Here is a 14,263-nt window from a genome sequence, read left to right as displayed (position 1 = left end):
TGACCTCCGAGAAGCCGGCCGTCCCCTGCGGCCGGCTTTTTCATGTGCTCTTGCCTGTTCCCCCAGGAACACTTTTCACGCCCGCGGCGTGGGAAACAGCGTCAACAACGCGAAGCAAGGGACAGATCGCCATGGCAAAGTTCATCACCACCCTCCTCGGCCGCATCCGCACCGTCGAGACCACCACCACCGAACGCGCCCGCCCGCCCCGCCGCGGCTTCGAGATCGCCCCGCACCCCTCCATGCTGCGCCGCCTGGAAGACCGTCCGCAGACCGGCGCCCGCAGCCCGCGGCACCGCTGAAGCTCAGGCGAAGGGGATCGCGATCGTCAGGGCGAGGAAGAGGCAGAGGCCGACGATGCCGTTGAACCTGAAGAGTGCCAGGCACTGTTCCGGGTCGTCGATATCGAGGGTGGCGATCTGCCAGGCGAGCATGAGGGCCGCGATGGCGAGGCCGAGCCAGGCGACGAGGCCGACGCCGGCGAACCAGAAGGACAGCGCGACCAGCACGACGGTCAGGCCGTAGAGGCCGATCAGCCACTGCGCCGTGCGCTCGCCGAACAGGCGCGCGGTGGAGCGCACGCCGATCAGCGCGTCGTCTTCCTTGTCCTGGTGGGCGTAGATCGTGTCATAGCCGATCGTCCATGCGATGGCGGCGATATAGAGCGTGACGGAGGCGCTCGACACTTCCGCGAATTCCGCCGCCCAGCCCATCAGCGCCCCCCAGGAGAAGGCCATGCCGAGGAAGAATTGCGGCCAGTCGGTAAAGCGCTTGGCAAACGGATAGATCGCGACGACGGCGAGCGAGGCGACACCGAGCCCGATGGTGAAGAGATTGAATTGCAGCAGCACGAGGAGGCCGACGAGCGCCTGCAGGCCCATGAAGATCTTCGCCTGCCGGCGCGTGACGCGGCCGGACGGCAGCGGGCGCGAGCGGGTGCGGGCGACGGCCTGGTCGATCTCGTGGTCGACGAGGTCGTTATAGGTGCAGCCGGCGCCGCGCATCGCGACGGCGCCGACGAAGAACAGGAAGATCTGCGTGACGAAGCGCATCGTATCGAACGTGCCGATCGCCGCCGAGACATTGGCCGCTAAAGCCGTCGACCAGAGGCAGGGCAGCAGCAGCAGCTGCCAGCCGATCGGCCGGTCCCAGCGCGCCAATTGCGCATAGGGCCAGGCACCGCGCGGCAACACGCGGTAGACCCAGTTTCTGGACGGCGCATCGGCGACGCGGCCGGAATCGGACGGAGAGCTGATCATGTCCCTCAATCGCAAGCGGCACCGCGCCGGTCAAGCCGGCGCGGTGCCGCAGCGCTCAAGGCACCGTGAAATCGAAGCGGTAGGTGGCCGAAAGGCCGATCAGCAACTGGTCGCGGTCGCCGCGCTGTTTGACCAGGCTGGACTTGGCCGCGTCGCCGACGAGGCGCTTGTATTCGGCAAAGGCGCTCGTCTCGATCTTCTCGTTGACCTGCCAGGTGATCGCCGCACCCGCGCCGACCGAATGGATGCCGCCGTCCGGATCGTAGGCGGCAAGGCCGGATTTGGCGACCTGGTTGCGGTTCACGCCGTAATAGGTGTCCATGTAGTCGTTCGAGGCGAGCGTCACGCGGGGACCCGCGGAAACGCGCACGTCCGGCCGCACGTCGACGAAGGCGTCGGCCGCGATATCGGCGACGATGCCGTCATGGCTGCGGATGCCGTGGCGCACTTCGCCGCGCACGCGCAGCCAGTCCGTCGGATAGGCTTCGGCGAAACCGCCGAGTTCGCCGCCGAACTTCACCGGCGTCAACCCGCGCAGATCCTTCGAATCGTCGTCGTCGCGCGGCATGATGAGCTTGCCGGTGGCGCCGGCACGAAAACGGCCATTGTCGATCAGCGCGAAGGACGGATTGTCGTTGCGCGAGGAGAAACGCACCGTGCTGCCGGCCTTGCCGAGCGAGATCATCGGCGTGACCTGGAACAGGTATTTTTTCGCGCCCTCGTAACGCGGCGCGGCAAAGCCGGCAGCGCCGACCTTCAGATACCAATCGCCGGACCAGAAATAGCCGCCATCGCCGGCAAGGGCGGAAACGGGCGCAAAAAGGAGAGCGGCTGCAGTCATTGCGGTCGAAACACGGATACTCAAAACACAATCCTCGCTTCACCGGCTGGCCCGCCGCGGGCCGCCGAAACCTTTGATTGCGTCAACATTAGCCGTCTTTCATTACCGTTTCGCTAACCATCCGCCGGGTCGGCCCCACAGGAACGATTCGCCCCAGTCTGCGTTTTCTGCGGGATGAAACCCAAGTCCGAAACCAGGAGTTTCCCGATGACCGTCAGCACGATGGAACTGAAGTTGCAGGCAATCCGCACCGACGAGGGGCTTTCGCGCAAGGAGAAGATCGAACGGCTGGAAAAGCTGCGCACCGAGGCCCGCGCCCTGCAACGCGCCGCCAGCGAAAGCGCGATGGTGGAGGATGACGGCTGGTACGAGGACGTGCACCTGATCGACACGGAGCTCGAAAATCTCGGCCGCAGCGCGCCGGAACAGGGTGCGGCCACGCTCTGACGCCGCGCAACCCTTGACCTTTCAGCCCCATCCCCTTAACCCGCCAACAACCAAGGACGGATCGAGGGTATGGGCATGAAGGTTCTGTTGATCGGATCGGGCGGACGCGAGCACGCGCTGGCCTGGAAGCTTGCGCAATCCCCCCTCCTCACCACGCTCTATGCCGCCCCCGGCAATCCCGGCATCGCCGAATGCGCGACGCTCGTTCCCCTCGACATCGACGACCACGCCGCCGTCGCCGCCTTCTGCAAGGAAAACGGCGTGACCTTCGTGGTGGTCGGACCGGAAGCACCGCTCGTCGCGGGCATTGCCGACGTGTTGCGTGCCGCAGGTATCGACGTGTTCGGCCCCTCGGCCGCCGCGGCGCAGCTCGAAGGCTCCAAGGGCTTCACCAAGGATCTCTGCGCCAAATACGACATCCCGACCGGCGCCTATCAGCGTTTCACCGATGCCGCTTCCGCCAAGGCCTATGTCGAGGCTGAGGGCGCGCCGATCGTCATCAAGGCCGACGGGCTTGCCGCCGGCAAGGGCGTGACCGTCGCCATGACGCTCGACGAGGCGCTCGCGGCCGTTGCCGACTGCTTTGACGGCGCGTTCGGCGCGGCGGGCGCGGAAGTCGTGGTGGAAGCCTTCCTCGATGGCGAGGAGGCGAGCTTCTTCTGCCTGTGCGATGGCGTGAACGCGCTGCCGCTCGCCTCCGCCCAAGACCACAAGCGCGTCGGCGACGGCGACACCGGCCCGAACACCGGCGGCATGGGCGCCTATTCGCCGGCCCCCGTCATGACGCCCGACATGGTCGCGCGCACCATGCAGGAGATCATCGAGCCGACGATCCGCGGCATGGCGGCGGATGGCCATGCGTTCCAGGGCGTGCTCTTCGCCGGATTGATGATCACCGCGAAGGGTCCCGAACTCATCGAATACAATGTGCGTTTCGGCGATCCGGAATGCCAGGTGCTGATGATGCGGCTCGAAAGCGACTTCCTGCCCATCCTGCATGCGGCCGCGACCGGCCGGCTCGACACGGTTTCCGCCGGCTGGCGCGATGCCCCGGCGCTCACCGTCGTCATGGCCTCGAAGGGGTATCCTGGCGCCTATGAGAAGAACACGCCGATCCTCTCGCTGCCGGCCGACGACGCGGCGACGAAGGTGTTTCATGCCGGCACAGGCCTGAAGGACGGCCAGCTCGTCGCGACCGGCGGACGCGTGCTCAATGTCACGGCCGTCGCACCGAGTGTCGCCGAGGCGCAAAAGGCGGCCTACCAGGCGCTCGACCGGGTCGAATGGCAAAACGGCTTCTGCCGCCGCGACATCGGCTGGCGTGCCGTCGAGCGCGAAAACGGCTGAATCCGGCCGACAAAAAACGCGTGATCGTTCAAAGTTTACCATTTCCCCTGACGGGACCGTAACCGGCGGGCGCTATTCTCCTCTCAACCCTGAGGGAGAACCGTTCATGCGTACCCTGCTGCCGACCCTTGCTTTGATGCTTTTCGCCGCTCCGGCCTTTGCGGGCTCGATCGAACCGCTCGCCAGCGCCACCGTCGACGGCACCAGCGTCGAGACGATCCGCTGCGAGGATTGTCCGGCGCTGAAGCCAAAGGCCAAGTCTGTCACCTACCATGTCGACGCCATCGAGCCCGGCACGCAGAAGGTGGAGATCCGCGAGCAGAACGGCGAGCGCAAGGTGTTTCGCACGGAAGCCTGGATGGGCGGCTCGCCCGTGCTCTTCGTGAGCAAGGCCCCGGCGGAGACGGTGCAGGCCGCCGACGCCGAAACGCCGCTGGACGAGAAGGCCACTGCGACGGAAACCGTCGATGCCGGCGCCAGGACCGGCGCGCTCGACGAGAGCGCAGCGCGCGCGGCAAGGACTGCCGCCATGGCCACTTCACGGGAGTTTGATCCGGCAGGATTTGAACTTCGGCTCAACTGACCGCATACTGGCGGTCCCTGCCTCTCAGTCCCTCCAGGCTGACAGCAATCCGCGAGAGCGGACGTTTTGCGCCCCTGACCTCAAGCGGGGGCGCAATCGTGTCGGCCGGCTTCTCCCAAATCGCTGACGAGCTGGTCGACCTCAAGGTCGGAATAGACGGCGATGCCGTTTCGGCGCAACAGCGCTGCCGTCACCCCCTGCCCCGCATGCCTGATCCCTGAAAAGCTGCCGTCATAGACGAAGCCGGAGCCGCAGGACGGGCTGCCGTCGATCAAGAGCGCATGCAAACAGCCGTTTTCCCGCGCGACATCGAGCGCGATGCGCGCGCCGTCGATATAGGCCGCCGAAACATCCCCGCCGGAAAGCTCCAGCACGCGCGCCCGCCCGTCGAGCACGTCGTCGCCATCGCACCCCGCTTCGATCTCCGCCGGCGGCCGCGGCACCTGGAAGCCGCCCGCAAGCTCCGGACAGAGCGTCACCAGCCGCCCCTCCGACCGCCAGCGATCGACGGCGTCGTGCAGGAGCGGTTTCGCCGAGCCGTTGTAACGGACCGGCAGGCCGGCAAGACAGGCGCTGATGAGGATTTTTCCCGACATCAGCGCCTTCCCCTCATCCCGTTATCCTGGAGAAATCCGCCACCGTGCCGGTTGCCGCGCGGATGGCGGCGAGAAGTGCCAGACGGTTGGCGCGGATGGCCGGGTCCTCGTCGTTGACGAGCACGTCCGTGAAGAACTGATCGACCGGCGCGCGCAGTGCCGAGAGCGCTTCCATGGCGGAGCGGAAGTCTTCGCAGGCGACGGCGGCGGCGGCCTCCTTCGAGGCGGTCTCCACGGCGGCGTGGAGCGCCTTTTCAGCGTCGAGCTTCAGCAGGTCCGCCGAGACTGCGCCTTCGACGACGGTGCCCTTCTTCTCTTCGGCGGCGAGCAGCTGCGTCGCGCGCTTGGTGCCGGCAAGCAGGTTCTGGCCGTCTTCCGAGGTGATGAACGCCGTCAGCGCCTCGACACGGCGGGCGACCATCAGGAGGTCGTCAGCCTCCGGCGTCAGCACGGCGTCGATCAGGTCGTGGCGCGCGCCGAGATCGCGGAGGTAGACCTTCAGGCGATCGTGGAAGAAGGCGATGAGGTCCGCATCCTTCGCGACCGACGCGAGCGGCAGGCGGATGTTCTTTTCGAGCAGCATGCGGATGACGCCAAGGGCCGCGCGGCGCAGCGCATAGGGGTCCTTCGAGCCGGTCGGCTTCTCGTCGATCGCCCAGAAGCCGGTTAGCGTGTCGAGCTTGTCGGCAAGCGCCACGGTCACGCCGATCTTGTCGCCCGGCAGGCGGTCGGAGGGGCCGTTCGGCTTCCAGTGGTCCTCGATCGCCTCGGCGACCGCGGCGTCCTCGCCCTGGAGGATTGCATATTTGCGGCCCATGATGCCCTGGAGTTCCGGGAACTCGCCCACGGCTTCAGTGCGCAGGTCGGCTTTCGCGAGCACCACGGCGCGGTCGACGAGCGCGGTATCGGCACCGGTCACCTTGGCGAGTTCGGCGGCGAGCCTGCGGATGCGCTCGACGCGGGCACCCTGCGTGCCGAGCTTGGCATGGAAGGTGACGTTCAGCGCGTCGAGCTTGGCCATGCGCTGGTCGAGCGGCTTTGCGAGATCGAGGTCGAACTTTTCGGCGGATGCCTTCAGCGTGTCGAGGTCGGGCAGGTCGCGCTGGTCGCGCTGCCAGAAGTGCTTGGCGTCCGACAGGCGGGCGCGCACGACCTTACCGTTGCCATGCACGATCTCCTTGCCGCCGTCCTTGGCCTCGATATTGGCGATGAGGATGAAGTGGTTGGAAAGCGTGTCGGCGCCCGGCTTGCGGGTGACGAAACATTTCTGGTTGGTCTTGATGGTCAGGCGGATGATTTCCGACGGGATCGCCAGGAATTCCTCCTGGAACGTGCCCATCAGCACCTGCGGCCATTCGACGAGGCCGGAAACTTCCTCCAGCAGGCCCTCGTCCTCGACCAGTTCGAGGCCGTTGGCGAAGGCGATATTGTTGGCGTCCGTCGCGATGATCTGCTTGCGGCGCTCGGCATCGAGCACGACCCTGGCCTTTTCGAGATTGGCGGAATAGTCCTCGAAGCGGCGCACGGTGATGGCATCCGGCGCATGGAAGCGGTGGCCGTAGGTGACGTTGCCGGCCACCAGCCCGTCGACCTCGAAGGGCACGACGCGCGTCTCTTCCGTCTCCGAGCCGAAGGTGCAGACGATCGATTGCAGCGGGCGCACCCAGCGCAGCGCGCCGGGTTTTGCCGAGGCGGCGCCGGAGCGCATAGACTTCGGCCAGGGGAAATTGCGGATGATGCCCGGCATCACCTCGGCGATGATCTCATCGGCCGGGCGGCCCGGCTTGACCGTATGCGCGACGTAGAAATCGCCCTTCTTGGGATCGCTGTGCACATGGGCCTCAGCGACCGATGCCAGGCCCGCCTTGCGCAGAAAACCCTGGATCGCCTGCTCGGGCGCCGAGGTCGCCGGTCCCTTGATATCCTCGCGCACGTCGCTCGAGCGGGCATTGAGGCCGCGAATATCGAGCGTCAGGCGCCGCGGCGTCCAATATTCGCGCGCACCCTCATAGGTCAGGCCCGCCTCCACCAGCGCGTCCGTGACGAGTTTCTTCAGATCACCCGCCGCCTTGCGCTGCATGCGGGCGGGGATTTCCTCGGAGCGGAGTTCAAGCAGAAGATCGGGCATAAGGGTCACTGACTGGTGGAGTTTTCGACTGGCGGGGACTTAGCAAGCCCCATGCAAAAAGTCATCCAGTGATTGCCCGAAAAGTCGCATATCAGGCCGCGTCGTGAACGGGGATGCGCGCGATGTCGGCCTTCTTGCGTTCGGCCTCGATCTTGAGTTCGTATGCCGTCTGCAAATTCATCCAGAATTCCGGTGTGGTATCGAAGAATTTCGCGAGACGAAGCGCCGTGTCCGACGTGATGCCGACACGGCCTGCAACGATGCGTTCGACACGCGTGCGCGGCACGTTCAGTTTACCCGCCAGTGCGCCGGCGCTCATCTCCAGCGGTGCCAGATAGAGGTCGTTCAGGATTTCCCCCGGATGAATGGGCGGCAGCTTTACCGAAACCATGACGTCATTCCTATCTCAGTGGTAGTCGACAATTTCGACATCTTCCGGCCCCGCATCGGTCCAGCGAAAACAGATCCGCCATTGCCTGTTGATACGGACCGAATGCTGGCCGTCCCGATTACCGACCAGTTTTTCCAGCCGATTTCCCGGCGGTGAACGAAGGTCGTCCAGGGTGACCGCCGCGTGCAGCACGGTGAGCAACTGTTGGGCACGTCGAACGAGTTCAGGCGGAAACCCCTTCTTCACCGTGCCGTCGGCGACCGATTCGACAAGCTTCCCCCTGTACGAGCGGATCATTTCATTGCCTTCGCATTTGTATCATTGAATGATACATCCGTCCATCCACTGTTTCTGGCGGACCTACCACCCGCCGCCACCGCCCCCACCGCCGCCTCCCCCCGAGGAGCCGCCACCGCCGCCGCCGCCGGAGGAGAAGCCGGAGGACGAGCTTCTGGGCGGGGCGGGGAGCGAGGCGGTCATGGTGCTGGCCATGGAGCCGGTAAAGCCGCCCATCTGGTCGGAGAAGCGGCCGGAGGAGAAGCTGTCGCCGTGATACCAGGCGGGCTGGTAGGCGGCAGCGGCGGCACCGGCCGCGGCAGCCGCGAGAAGCCAGCGGTCGAAGGTTTCCGACCAGGGTTTTTCGACGCCGAGCGCCACGGCATAGGGCAGCAGCGTTTCGAAATGGCGGGGCGACATTTCCGGCGCGCCGGCCATGTTCATGCGGTCCTTTTCGGCGAGCGTCAGATATTGGCGCAGGCCCTCGATGCCGTCCATCAGCTTGCGGCCGAGCGGTGTCGGTGCGCCCATCAGGAAGAAGAAGACGAGATTGGCGACGATGATGCCGCCGACGGCGGCAAAGAGCGGCATCTGGCCGGAGGCGGCGCTCGTGACGAACAGCGCGACGGTGATGCTGCCGAAGACGGTGAGCGACACGAAGCCGACGAAGGCGATGATGACGACGGCGAGGATGCGTGCGCCGAGCGATTTCGCCCGCTTGAAATTCTGCCCGAGCGCCACGGCGAAGATCGACACGAAGACCGAGGCGAAGAGCGGCAGGATGACCAGCGCGATGCCGTCCTCCGAGAGCCCGCCGAAGATCAGCAGGGTGGCCAGGCAGACGAGCGACAGGAGGATGCCGCCGATCACCTGCGGCCAGTTGGCGAGGTAATATTTGCGCCGGTGCTCCTTTTCCATCGCATCGCGAAAATCGCTGCCGAGCGTCTGCACGCGCTTGCCGTTGCTCTTGTCGATGACGAGGCTGGCGCCGGGGCTTTTGAGCGCGTTGAGCAGAACCTTCTCGCCCGTCGGCAATTCGCCCTCGACGGGTTTTTCCGTGCGGGTGACGGTGAGCGAGGTCTTGAGGTCGGTGAGCTCGACCAGCCCCTTGACCGCGAGGTTGAGGAAGGCGGCCGACACCGCCGTCCAGCCGCGTCCGCCAAAACCCTTCTCCTCGATATAGTTGACGAGGGCGGGCGACAGGCCCTCCGGCGCATCCCAGCGCGGCACGACGACGCCCCCCGGCGGATCGCGGCCGACGGAGAGCCAGGCCCAGAGATAATAGCCGACGACGAGGACGAGACCGCCGAAGGCCAGGAAAAGGCTGCGGTTGTCCTTGAAGAACAGTGCGCGTTCTTCCGCCGCCGTCGGCTTGTCGATGCTGCCGGCCGGCATCTTCACGCCGATCGTCAGGCCCTCCTGCGGCCCAAGCTCCCGCGTCGTCTCGAAAGTCGCCCGGTTGCCGCGATTTTCGGCGCGGGCGTTCTTGTCGGTGGCGCCGAAGGGGCCGGTGAAAAAGGTCAATTCCTCCGCATTCACGCCCGGCGGCAGCGTGACCGTCGCGCTCGCCCGGTGGATCGGGAAGGCCCATTCGGTGCCGGTGACGTTCCAGAACAGTTCGTCATGCGTGTCGAAGAACCGGATCTGCCGCGTCGTCTCGTAGGTCAGGCGGTATTGGTGGAAGCCGGGATCGATGAGCACATCGGCGGAGCCGAAATAGATGCGGACGCCGCGGCGGATGCTTTCCGTGCGGTAGGGTTCCGGACGGCCGTCGCGCTCGACGCTGAGGATCTTGAAGCCGACTTCGCGCTCGCGGCCTTCGGCGTCGACGAAGGTCAACGGGAAATCGCGGTAGATGCCGCGGCGGATCTGGTTGCCCTCGGCATAGACGCGGATCGCCTCCGTCACCGTCAGCGTGCCGTTTCTGGCGACCGCGATATCGGAATGGTAGCGGTCGAAATATTCTTCCGCCCGGGCCGCGCCCCCGACCAGAAGGCAGAGCCACAGCGTCAGGAGGGCGGCAATCCGCATCATGAAGAACTCCAGATCTAGAACTTTACGGTCGGCACGGCCCGGTCGGCCGGGTTTTCGATCTCGAAATAGGGCGCCTTCAGGAATTTGAAGAGACCGGCGACGAGGTTCGAGGGGAAGCTCTCGACCTTGACGTTCAGATCGCGCGCCGCACCGTTGTAGTAGCGCCGCGACATCTGGATCTCGCCTTCCAGCGTTTCCAGCGTCTGCTGCAACTCCGCAAAGTTCTGGTTGGCCTTGAGGTCCGGATAGGCTTCGGCGAGCGCAAAGATGCGGCCGAGCGCCTGGCTCAGCATGCCTTCCGCCTGGGCGCGGCCGGCGACGTCGCCGGCGGGCACGGCCTGGGCGCGGTTGCGCAGGTCCACGACGTTTTCCAGCGTCTCCTTTTCGTGCGCGGCATAGCCCTTCACGGTTTCGATGAGGTTGGGGATGAGGTCGGCGCGGCGCTTCAGCTGCACGTCGATGCCGGACCAGGCCTCCTCCTTCACCTGCCGTGCGCGCACGAGGCCGTTGTAGATGATGATGGCGTAGATGACGACCACCGCCGCGATTGCCAGACCGATCATGAGGTTCTCCGCTCCTTCAGTGCGTTCTGCCCTGAGCTTAGCATCCGAAGCGCCGCAGGAAAGCCCCGCAAGGCCGGATGAAGCGTCAATTTTCCCAAAGACATCAGCGTCCTGTCACCCCGGGAACCGCGGAAGGACGGGCTTTCATCGATAGTCGCTTCATCAACAACACGAACCCCGAAGCAACCGCCATGAAAGCCCTCGTCCTCACCATCAACGTTATCGGTTTCACCGCCCTCTTCCTCGCCTATACGATGGGTGCAGCGGTCGACCGTCCGAAGGGTGTACGCCGGGCGCTCCAGACCTATGCCGGCCAGCTCCCCACCGGCGCCTTCCCCACCCTGAAGCCCGTCTGGGAACTCGGCGTAAAGGCTTCGACGCTGGCCTGAACGAAAACGCCTCCCCGGCGAAACCGGAGAGGCGAAAACAGTCGCAATGTTTGCCGTGTCAGATGGAGCGGGTGATGCCGCCGTCGACGCGGATGTTCTGGCCGGTGATGTAGCCGGCACCGTCGGAAGCGAGGAAGGCGACCGTGGCGGCGACCTCCTCGCTGGTGCCGTAGCGCTTCATCGGCACGCCGTCGCGCCGCTCTTCCGTCGCCGGCAGGCTGTCGATCCAGCCGGGCAGCACGTTGTTCATGCGGATGTTTTCGGCCGCATAGGTATCGGCGAAGACCTTGGTGAAGGAGGCGAGGCCGGCGCGCGCGACCGCCGAAGTCGGGAACATGGCGCTCGGCTCGAAGGCCCAGGCGGTCGAGATGTTGATGATCACGCCGGATTTCTGTTTCTGCATGATCGGGGTGACGAGACGCGTCGGGCGCACGGCGTTCAGGAAATAGACGTCGATGCCGGCGTGCCAGTCCTCGTCGGTCAATTCGAGGATCTGCTTGCGCGGGCCGTGGCCGGCGCTGTTGACCAGCACGTCGATGCGGCCCCAGCGCTCCATTGCGCCGTCGACGAGGCGCTTCAGGTCGTCGTTCGACTGGTTGGAGCCGGTGACGCCGAGGCCGCCGAACTCTTGCGCCAGCGCCTCGCCCTTGCCGGAGGAGGAGAGCACGGCGATCTTGAAGCCGTCCGTCGCCAGCCGCCGGGCAGCCGCCGCGCCCATGCCGCTGCCGCCTGCGGTGATGATTGCCACTTTTTCGACTGTCATGCCTTGTCCTCCCGGTTGCGTCTATGCCGCGTCCTTATTCCAGTTCACGCCGCCCGCATCCGTCAGCAGGAAGGCCTCGCCGCATTCCTTGGCCAGCACACGAACGCGCGCGATATAACGTTCGCGCTCTGTCACGGAGATAACCCCGCGGGCATTCAGCAGATTGAAGATGTGCGACGCCTTGATGCACTGGTCGTAGGCCGGCAGCACGCATTTGTGCAGGCGCTGGTTATCGGCATCGCCCGGGGCGCCGGCGGCCAGAAGCGCCTGGCATTCCTTTTCCGCATCGATGAAGTGGCGGTGCAGCATGGCGGTGTCGGCGAATTCGAAGTTGTGGCGGGAATATTCCTGCTCGGCTTGCAGGAAGACGTCGCCATAGGTGATCTTCTCGTCACCCTCGCGGCCGTTGAAGTTCAGGTCGTAGACGTTGTCGACGCCCTGCACATACATGGCGAGGCGCTCGAGGCCGTAGGTCAGTTCGCCGGCGACGGGCGCGCATTCGATGCCGCAGACCTGCTGGAAATAGGTGAACTGCGAGACTTCCATGCCGTCGCACCAGCATTCCCAGCCCAGCCCCCAGGCACCGAGCGTCGGGCTTTCCCAGTCGTCCTCGACGAAGCGCACGTCATGCAGCAGCGGATCGAGGCCGATCGCCGCCAGCGAGCCGAGATAGAGTTCCTGAAGGTTCGAAGGGTTCGGTTTCAGGATGACCTGGTACTGGTAATAGTGCTGGAGACGGTTGGGATTTTCGCCGTAGCGGCCATCCGACGGGCGGCGCGAGGGCTGCACATAGGCGGCGCGCCACGGGCGGGGGCCGAGCGCACGCAGCGTCGTTGCCGGGTGGAACGTGCCGGCGCCCACTTCCATGTCATAGGGCTGAAGCACCGCACAGCCCTTGTCCGCCCAATAGTTGTGCAGCGTCAGGATCAGCCCCTGGAAGGAGCGCGTCGGGTTCATATGGTCAGGCAGGGTGGCTGAGGTCATCGGTTTCGTCCGGGCATTCTTTGAAAAAGCTGGCGGACTGGTGCCACGATGCGCCGGAAGGGTCAAGGGATGGGGAGGCGTTAGGCAGTAGGCAGTAGGGAGTAGCGAAGGGAATAGGCCACGCGTCTCTTCCGCCCTACAGCCTGTCGCCTGTTTCCTCAGTGCCGTTCGAGCGAGCGGAACAGGCCGGAGCCGGCGGCCTGGGTGACGGCCTGCACGCGCTGGGGTGCGAGGTCCGGCACCTGATGCAACTGCCGGCGCAGGCCCGCGGGCACGCGGGCGCCATACCAGGCGGCGAGCATCGGGAGTTCGCGGCGCAGCGTGCTCTTCGCCTGCCAGCCGAGCGCCTCCAGCGCACGCGTATCGAGCGGCGGGCGGCCGACATTGTCGGGCCGGCCGGCGGTGAAGCTCACGCCGGAGACCGGGTCCTGCACGGCATCGAGCACCAGGCGGGCGACGGAGAGGATGTCGTGCAGGTCATCGCCCGCGACATTGTAGGTGGCGTTTTCCGCGCCCCGGGTCACGACCGTGCGCAGCGCCGCGCAGAAATCCGTCATGGTGACGAAGGCGCGCGTCTGCATGCCGTCGCCATGCACCGGCAGCGGCCGGCCGACGGCCGCAAGTTCCAGAAAGCGCGGCAGAAGCTTTTCGGTGTTCTGGCGGGTGCCGACGATGTTGACCGGGCGCAGCACGCGGATATCAAGGCCGAAGGAGCGGCGCAGCCCCGCGATCAGCATTTCGGCGGCGGCCTTGGAGGCGCCGTGCGGATTGTCGGGAAGCAGCGGCGCAAGCTCGCCGACCAGCCCGCCACTGCCGGCGCCATAGACCTCCGCCGAGCTGACATGGATCATCAGCGGCACGTTGCGGCGGCCCATCGCCTCCACCAGCACCTGGGTGCCCAGCGCATTGGCGAGCGTAAACCGTTCCGGCACGGAAAAGGCGCGTTCGACATGGCTTTCGCCGGCCGCATGCACGACGAGATCGGCATCCTTCAGAACCTCGGTGACGAGATCGAGATTGCCGACGTCGCCTTCCTGGAGCGTCACGCGGCCCGTGCGGAAGGCGGCGTCGAGATGGGACATGTCGGCGGCATAGGTGAAGGAATCGAGCACGCGCACGCGGGCATTCGGGCAATGCTGGAGCAGGTCGTCGACGATGTGCGAGCCGACGAAGCCGGCACCGCCCGTCACGACGATGGTGCGGATCCGATCGAGATCGAGCGAGGCCATGGCATACTCCGTTCATCGCAGGCGCTTTGCGGGACGCCGTCATGGCAACCCTAGCCGTTAAATCGGGTTTCCTGCGCGCAGGAGCAACGCCAACCTTGGGCTGCAAAGGAATAAATGCGGCATTAACCTTACGACGGTTGGTTAATGTACCGGCACGGCACGGCGCGAGCCGCAGGCCGCTCCCGTAACGGCACAAAAACGTGCCGAAAGGCTATTCGTCGTCGCGGCGCAGGCGGTATTCGCCGGTTTCCGGATCCTTGACGAGCGTGCCCGTCGCGCCGGTGCGGCGTTCCTCCTCGCCGCGCTTGCGCAGCTTGCTCAACCGCTCGGCATCGGACACGAACTTGCGATAGCCGAACCAGGCAAGGCCGACGACCAGAAGCAGAAAGATGATCTGGGCCATCGCCCCTCCCCTATTGTTTTATCGTACGCG

General features: G+C 65.6%; 17 protein-coding genes. 5 read left to right on the top strand and 12 right to left on the bottom strand.

Annotated elements, in window-relative coordinates:
* The first annotated feature begins 131 nt into the window (after positions 1-131).
* Positions 132-302: a hypothetical protein gene (locus VGN93_RS02320; RefSeq protein WP_319310522.1), complete on the top strand. Its 171-nt coding sequence runs from the start codon at positions 132-134 to the stop codon at positions 300-302.
* Positions 303-305: 3 nt separating this feature from the next.
* On the opposite strand, the gene ubiA is transcribed toward VGN93_RS02320, so the two are convergent.
* Entirely contained in the window at positions 306-1,259 is a 954-nt protein-coding gene (ubiA, locus tag VGN93_RS02315) for a 4-hydroxybenzoate octaprenyltransferase (RefSeq protein WP_327506182.1), read from the bottom strand.
* Between the two features lie 55 nt (positions 1,260-1,314).
* Positions 1,315-2,100 carry a MipA/OmpV family protein gene (locus VGN93_RS02310; protein ID WP_327506278.1) on the bottom strand — a complete coding sequence of 262 codons (786 nt, stop codon included), beginning with the start codon at positions 2,098-2,100 and terminating at the stop codon, positions 1,315-1,317.
* 207 nt (positions 2,101-2,307) lie between these two features.
* On the opposite strand from VGN93_RS02310, the gene VGN93_RS02305 reads away from it, so the two are divergent.
* The 3 genes from VGN93_RS02305 (at position 2,308) to VGN93_RS02295 (ending at position 4,477) form a co-directional block, all read left to right on the top strand.
* Positions 2,308-2,547 carry a hypothetical protein gene (locus VGN93_RS02305; protein ID WP_319310520.1) on the top strand — a complete coding sequence of 80 codons (240 nt, stop codon included), beginning with the start codon at positions 2,308-2,310 and terminating at the stop codon, positions 2,545-2,547.
* Between the two features lie 75 nt (positions 2,548-2,622).
* Positions 2,623-3,894 carry a phosphoribosylamine--glycine ligase gene (gene purD, locus VGN93_RS02300; RefSeq protein ID WP_327506181.1) on the top strand — a complete coding sequence of 424 codons (1,272 nt, stop codon included), beginning with the start codon at positions 2,623-2,625 and terminating at the stop codon, positions 3,892-3,894.
* Positions 3,895-4,000: 106 nt separating this feature from the next.
* Positions 4,001-4,477 carry a plant virulence effector HPE1-like domain-containing protein gene (locus tag VGN93_RS02295; RefSeq protein ID WP_327506180.1) on the top strand — a complete coding sequence of 159 codons (477 nt, stop codon included), beginning with the start codon at positions 4,001-4,003 and terminating at the stop codon, positions 4,475-4,477.
* 80 nt (positions 4,478-4,557) lie between these two features.
* Here the strand turns inward: VGN93_RS02295 and VGN93_RS02290 are convergent, their stop codons facing one another.
* The 6 genes from VGN93_RS02290 to VGN93_RS02265 form a co-directional block, all read right to left on the bottom strand.
* A complete protein-coding gene (locus VGN93_RS02290) occupies positions 4,558-5,073 on the bottom strand; it encodes a DUF523 domain-containing protein (RefSeq protein ID WP_327506179.1) in 516 nt (171 codons plus the stop codon).
* Between the two features lie 13 nt (positions 5,074-5,086).
* A complete protein-coding gene (gene glyS / locus VGN93_RS02285) occupies positions 5,087-7,201 on the bottom strand; it encodes a glycine--tRNA ligase subunit beta (protein ID WP_327506178.1) in 2,115 nt (704 codons plus the stop codon).
* Between the two features lie 91 nt (positions 7,202-7,292).
* Positions 7,293-7,592, bottom strand: coding sequence for a HigA family addiction module antitoxin (locus VGN93_RS02280; RefSeq protein WP_319310510.1), 300 nt, complete (start codon positions 7,590-7,592; stop codon positions 7,293-7,295).
* A 15-nt stretch (positions 7,593-7,607) separates the two neighbouring features.
* Positions 7,608-7,889 (bottom strand): type II toxin-antitoxin system RelE/ParE family toxin, encoded by a 282-nt coding sequence (locus tag VGN93_RS02275; RefSeq protein ID WP_327506177.1) that lies wholly within the window; start codon positions 7,887-7,889, stop codon positions 7,608-7,610.
* A 63-nt stretch (positions 7,890-7,952) separates the two neighbouring features.
* Positions 7,953-9,902: a DUF2207 domain-containing protein gene (locus tag VGN93_RS02270; protein ID WP_327506176.1), complete on the bottom strand. Its 1,950-nt coding sequence runs from the start codon at positions 9,900-9,902 to the stop codon at positions 7,953-7,955.
* Positions 9,903-9,916: 14 nt separating this feature from the next.
* Positions 9,917-10,465 carry a LemA family protein gene (locus tag VGN93_RS02265; RefSeq protein WP_256118549.1) on the bottom strand — a complete coding sequence of 183 codons (549 nt, stop codon included), beginning with the start codon at positions 10,463-10,465 and terminating at the stop codon, positions 9,917-9,919.
* A 191-nt stretch (positions 10,466-10,656) separates the two neighbouring features.
* Between VGN93_RS02265 and VGN93_RS02260 the strand changes: the two genes are divergently transcribed.
* Positions 10,657-10,854, top strand: coding sequence for a hypothetical protein (locus VGN93_RS02260; protein ID WP_327506175.1), 198 nt, complete (start codon positions 10,657-10,659; stop codon positions 10,852-10,854).
* Positions 10,855-10,912: 58 nt separating this feature from the next.
* Here the strand turns inward: VGN93_RS02260 and VGN93_RS02255 are convergent, their stop codons facing one another.
* The 4 genes from VGN93_RS02255 to VGN93_RS02240 all read right to left on the bottom strand — a co-directional run bounded on the left by VGN93_RS02255 (position 10,913) and on the right by VGN93_RS02240 (position 14,233).
* Entirely contained in the window at positions 10,913-11,617 is a 705-nt protein-coding gene (locus VGN93_RS02255; RefSeq protein WP_327506174.1) for an SDR family oxidoreductase, read from the bottom strand.
* 21 nt (positions 11,618-11,638) lie between these two features.
* Positions 11,639-12,601: a glycine--tRNA ligase subunit alpha gene (locus VGN93_RS02250; protein WP_327506173.1), complete on the bottom strand. Its 963-nt coding sequence runs from the start codon at positions 12,599-12,601 to the stop codon at positions 11,639-11,641.
* A 158-nt stretch (positions 12,602-12,759) separates the two neighbouring features.
* Positions 12,760-13,830, bottom strand: coding sequence for a dTDP-glucose 4,6-dehydratase (locus VGN93_RS02245; RefSeq protein WP_327506172.1), 1,071 nt, complete (start codon positions 13,828-13,830; stop codon positions 12,760-12,762).
* 211 nt (positions 13,831-14,041) lie between these two features.
* Positions 14,042-14,233, bottom strand: a complete 192-nt coding sequence (locus tag VGN93_RS02240; RefSeq protein WP_327506171.1) for a hypothetical protein — start codon at positions 14,231-14,233, stop codon at positions 14,042-14,044.
* Between the last annotated feature and the right edge of the window lie 30 nt (positions 14,234-14,263).

This window comes from Shinella sp., assembly GCF_035998705.1.
Lineage (GTDB): Bacteria > Pseudomonadota > Alphaproteobacteria > Rhizobiales > Rhizobiaceae > Shinella.
Note: the sequence above shows the minus strand (reverse complement) of the source record. Positions and strands in the feature narration are given on the sequence as shown.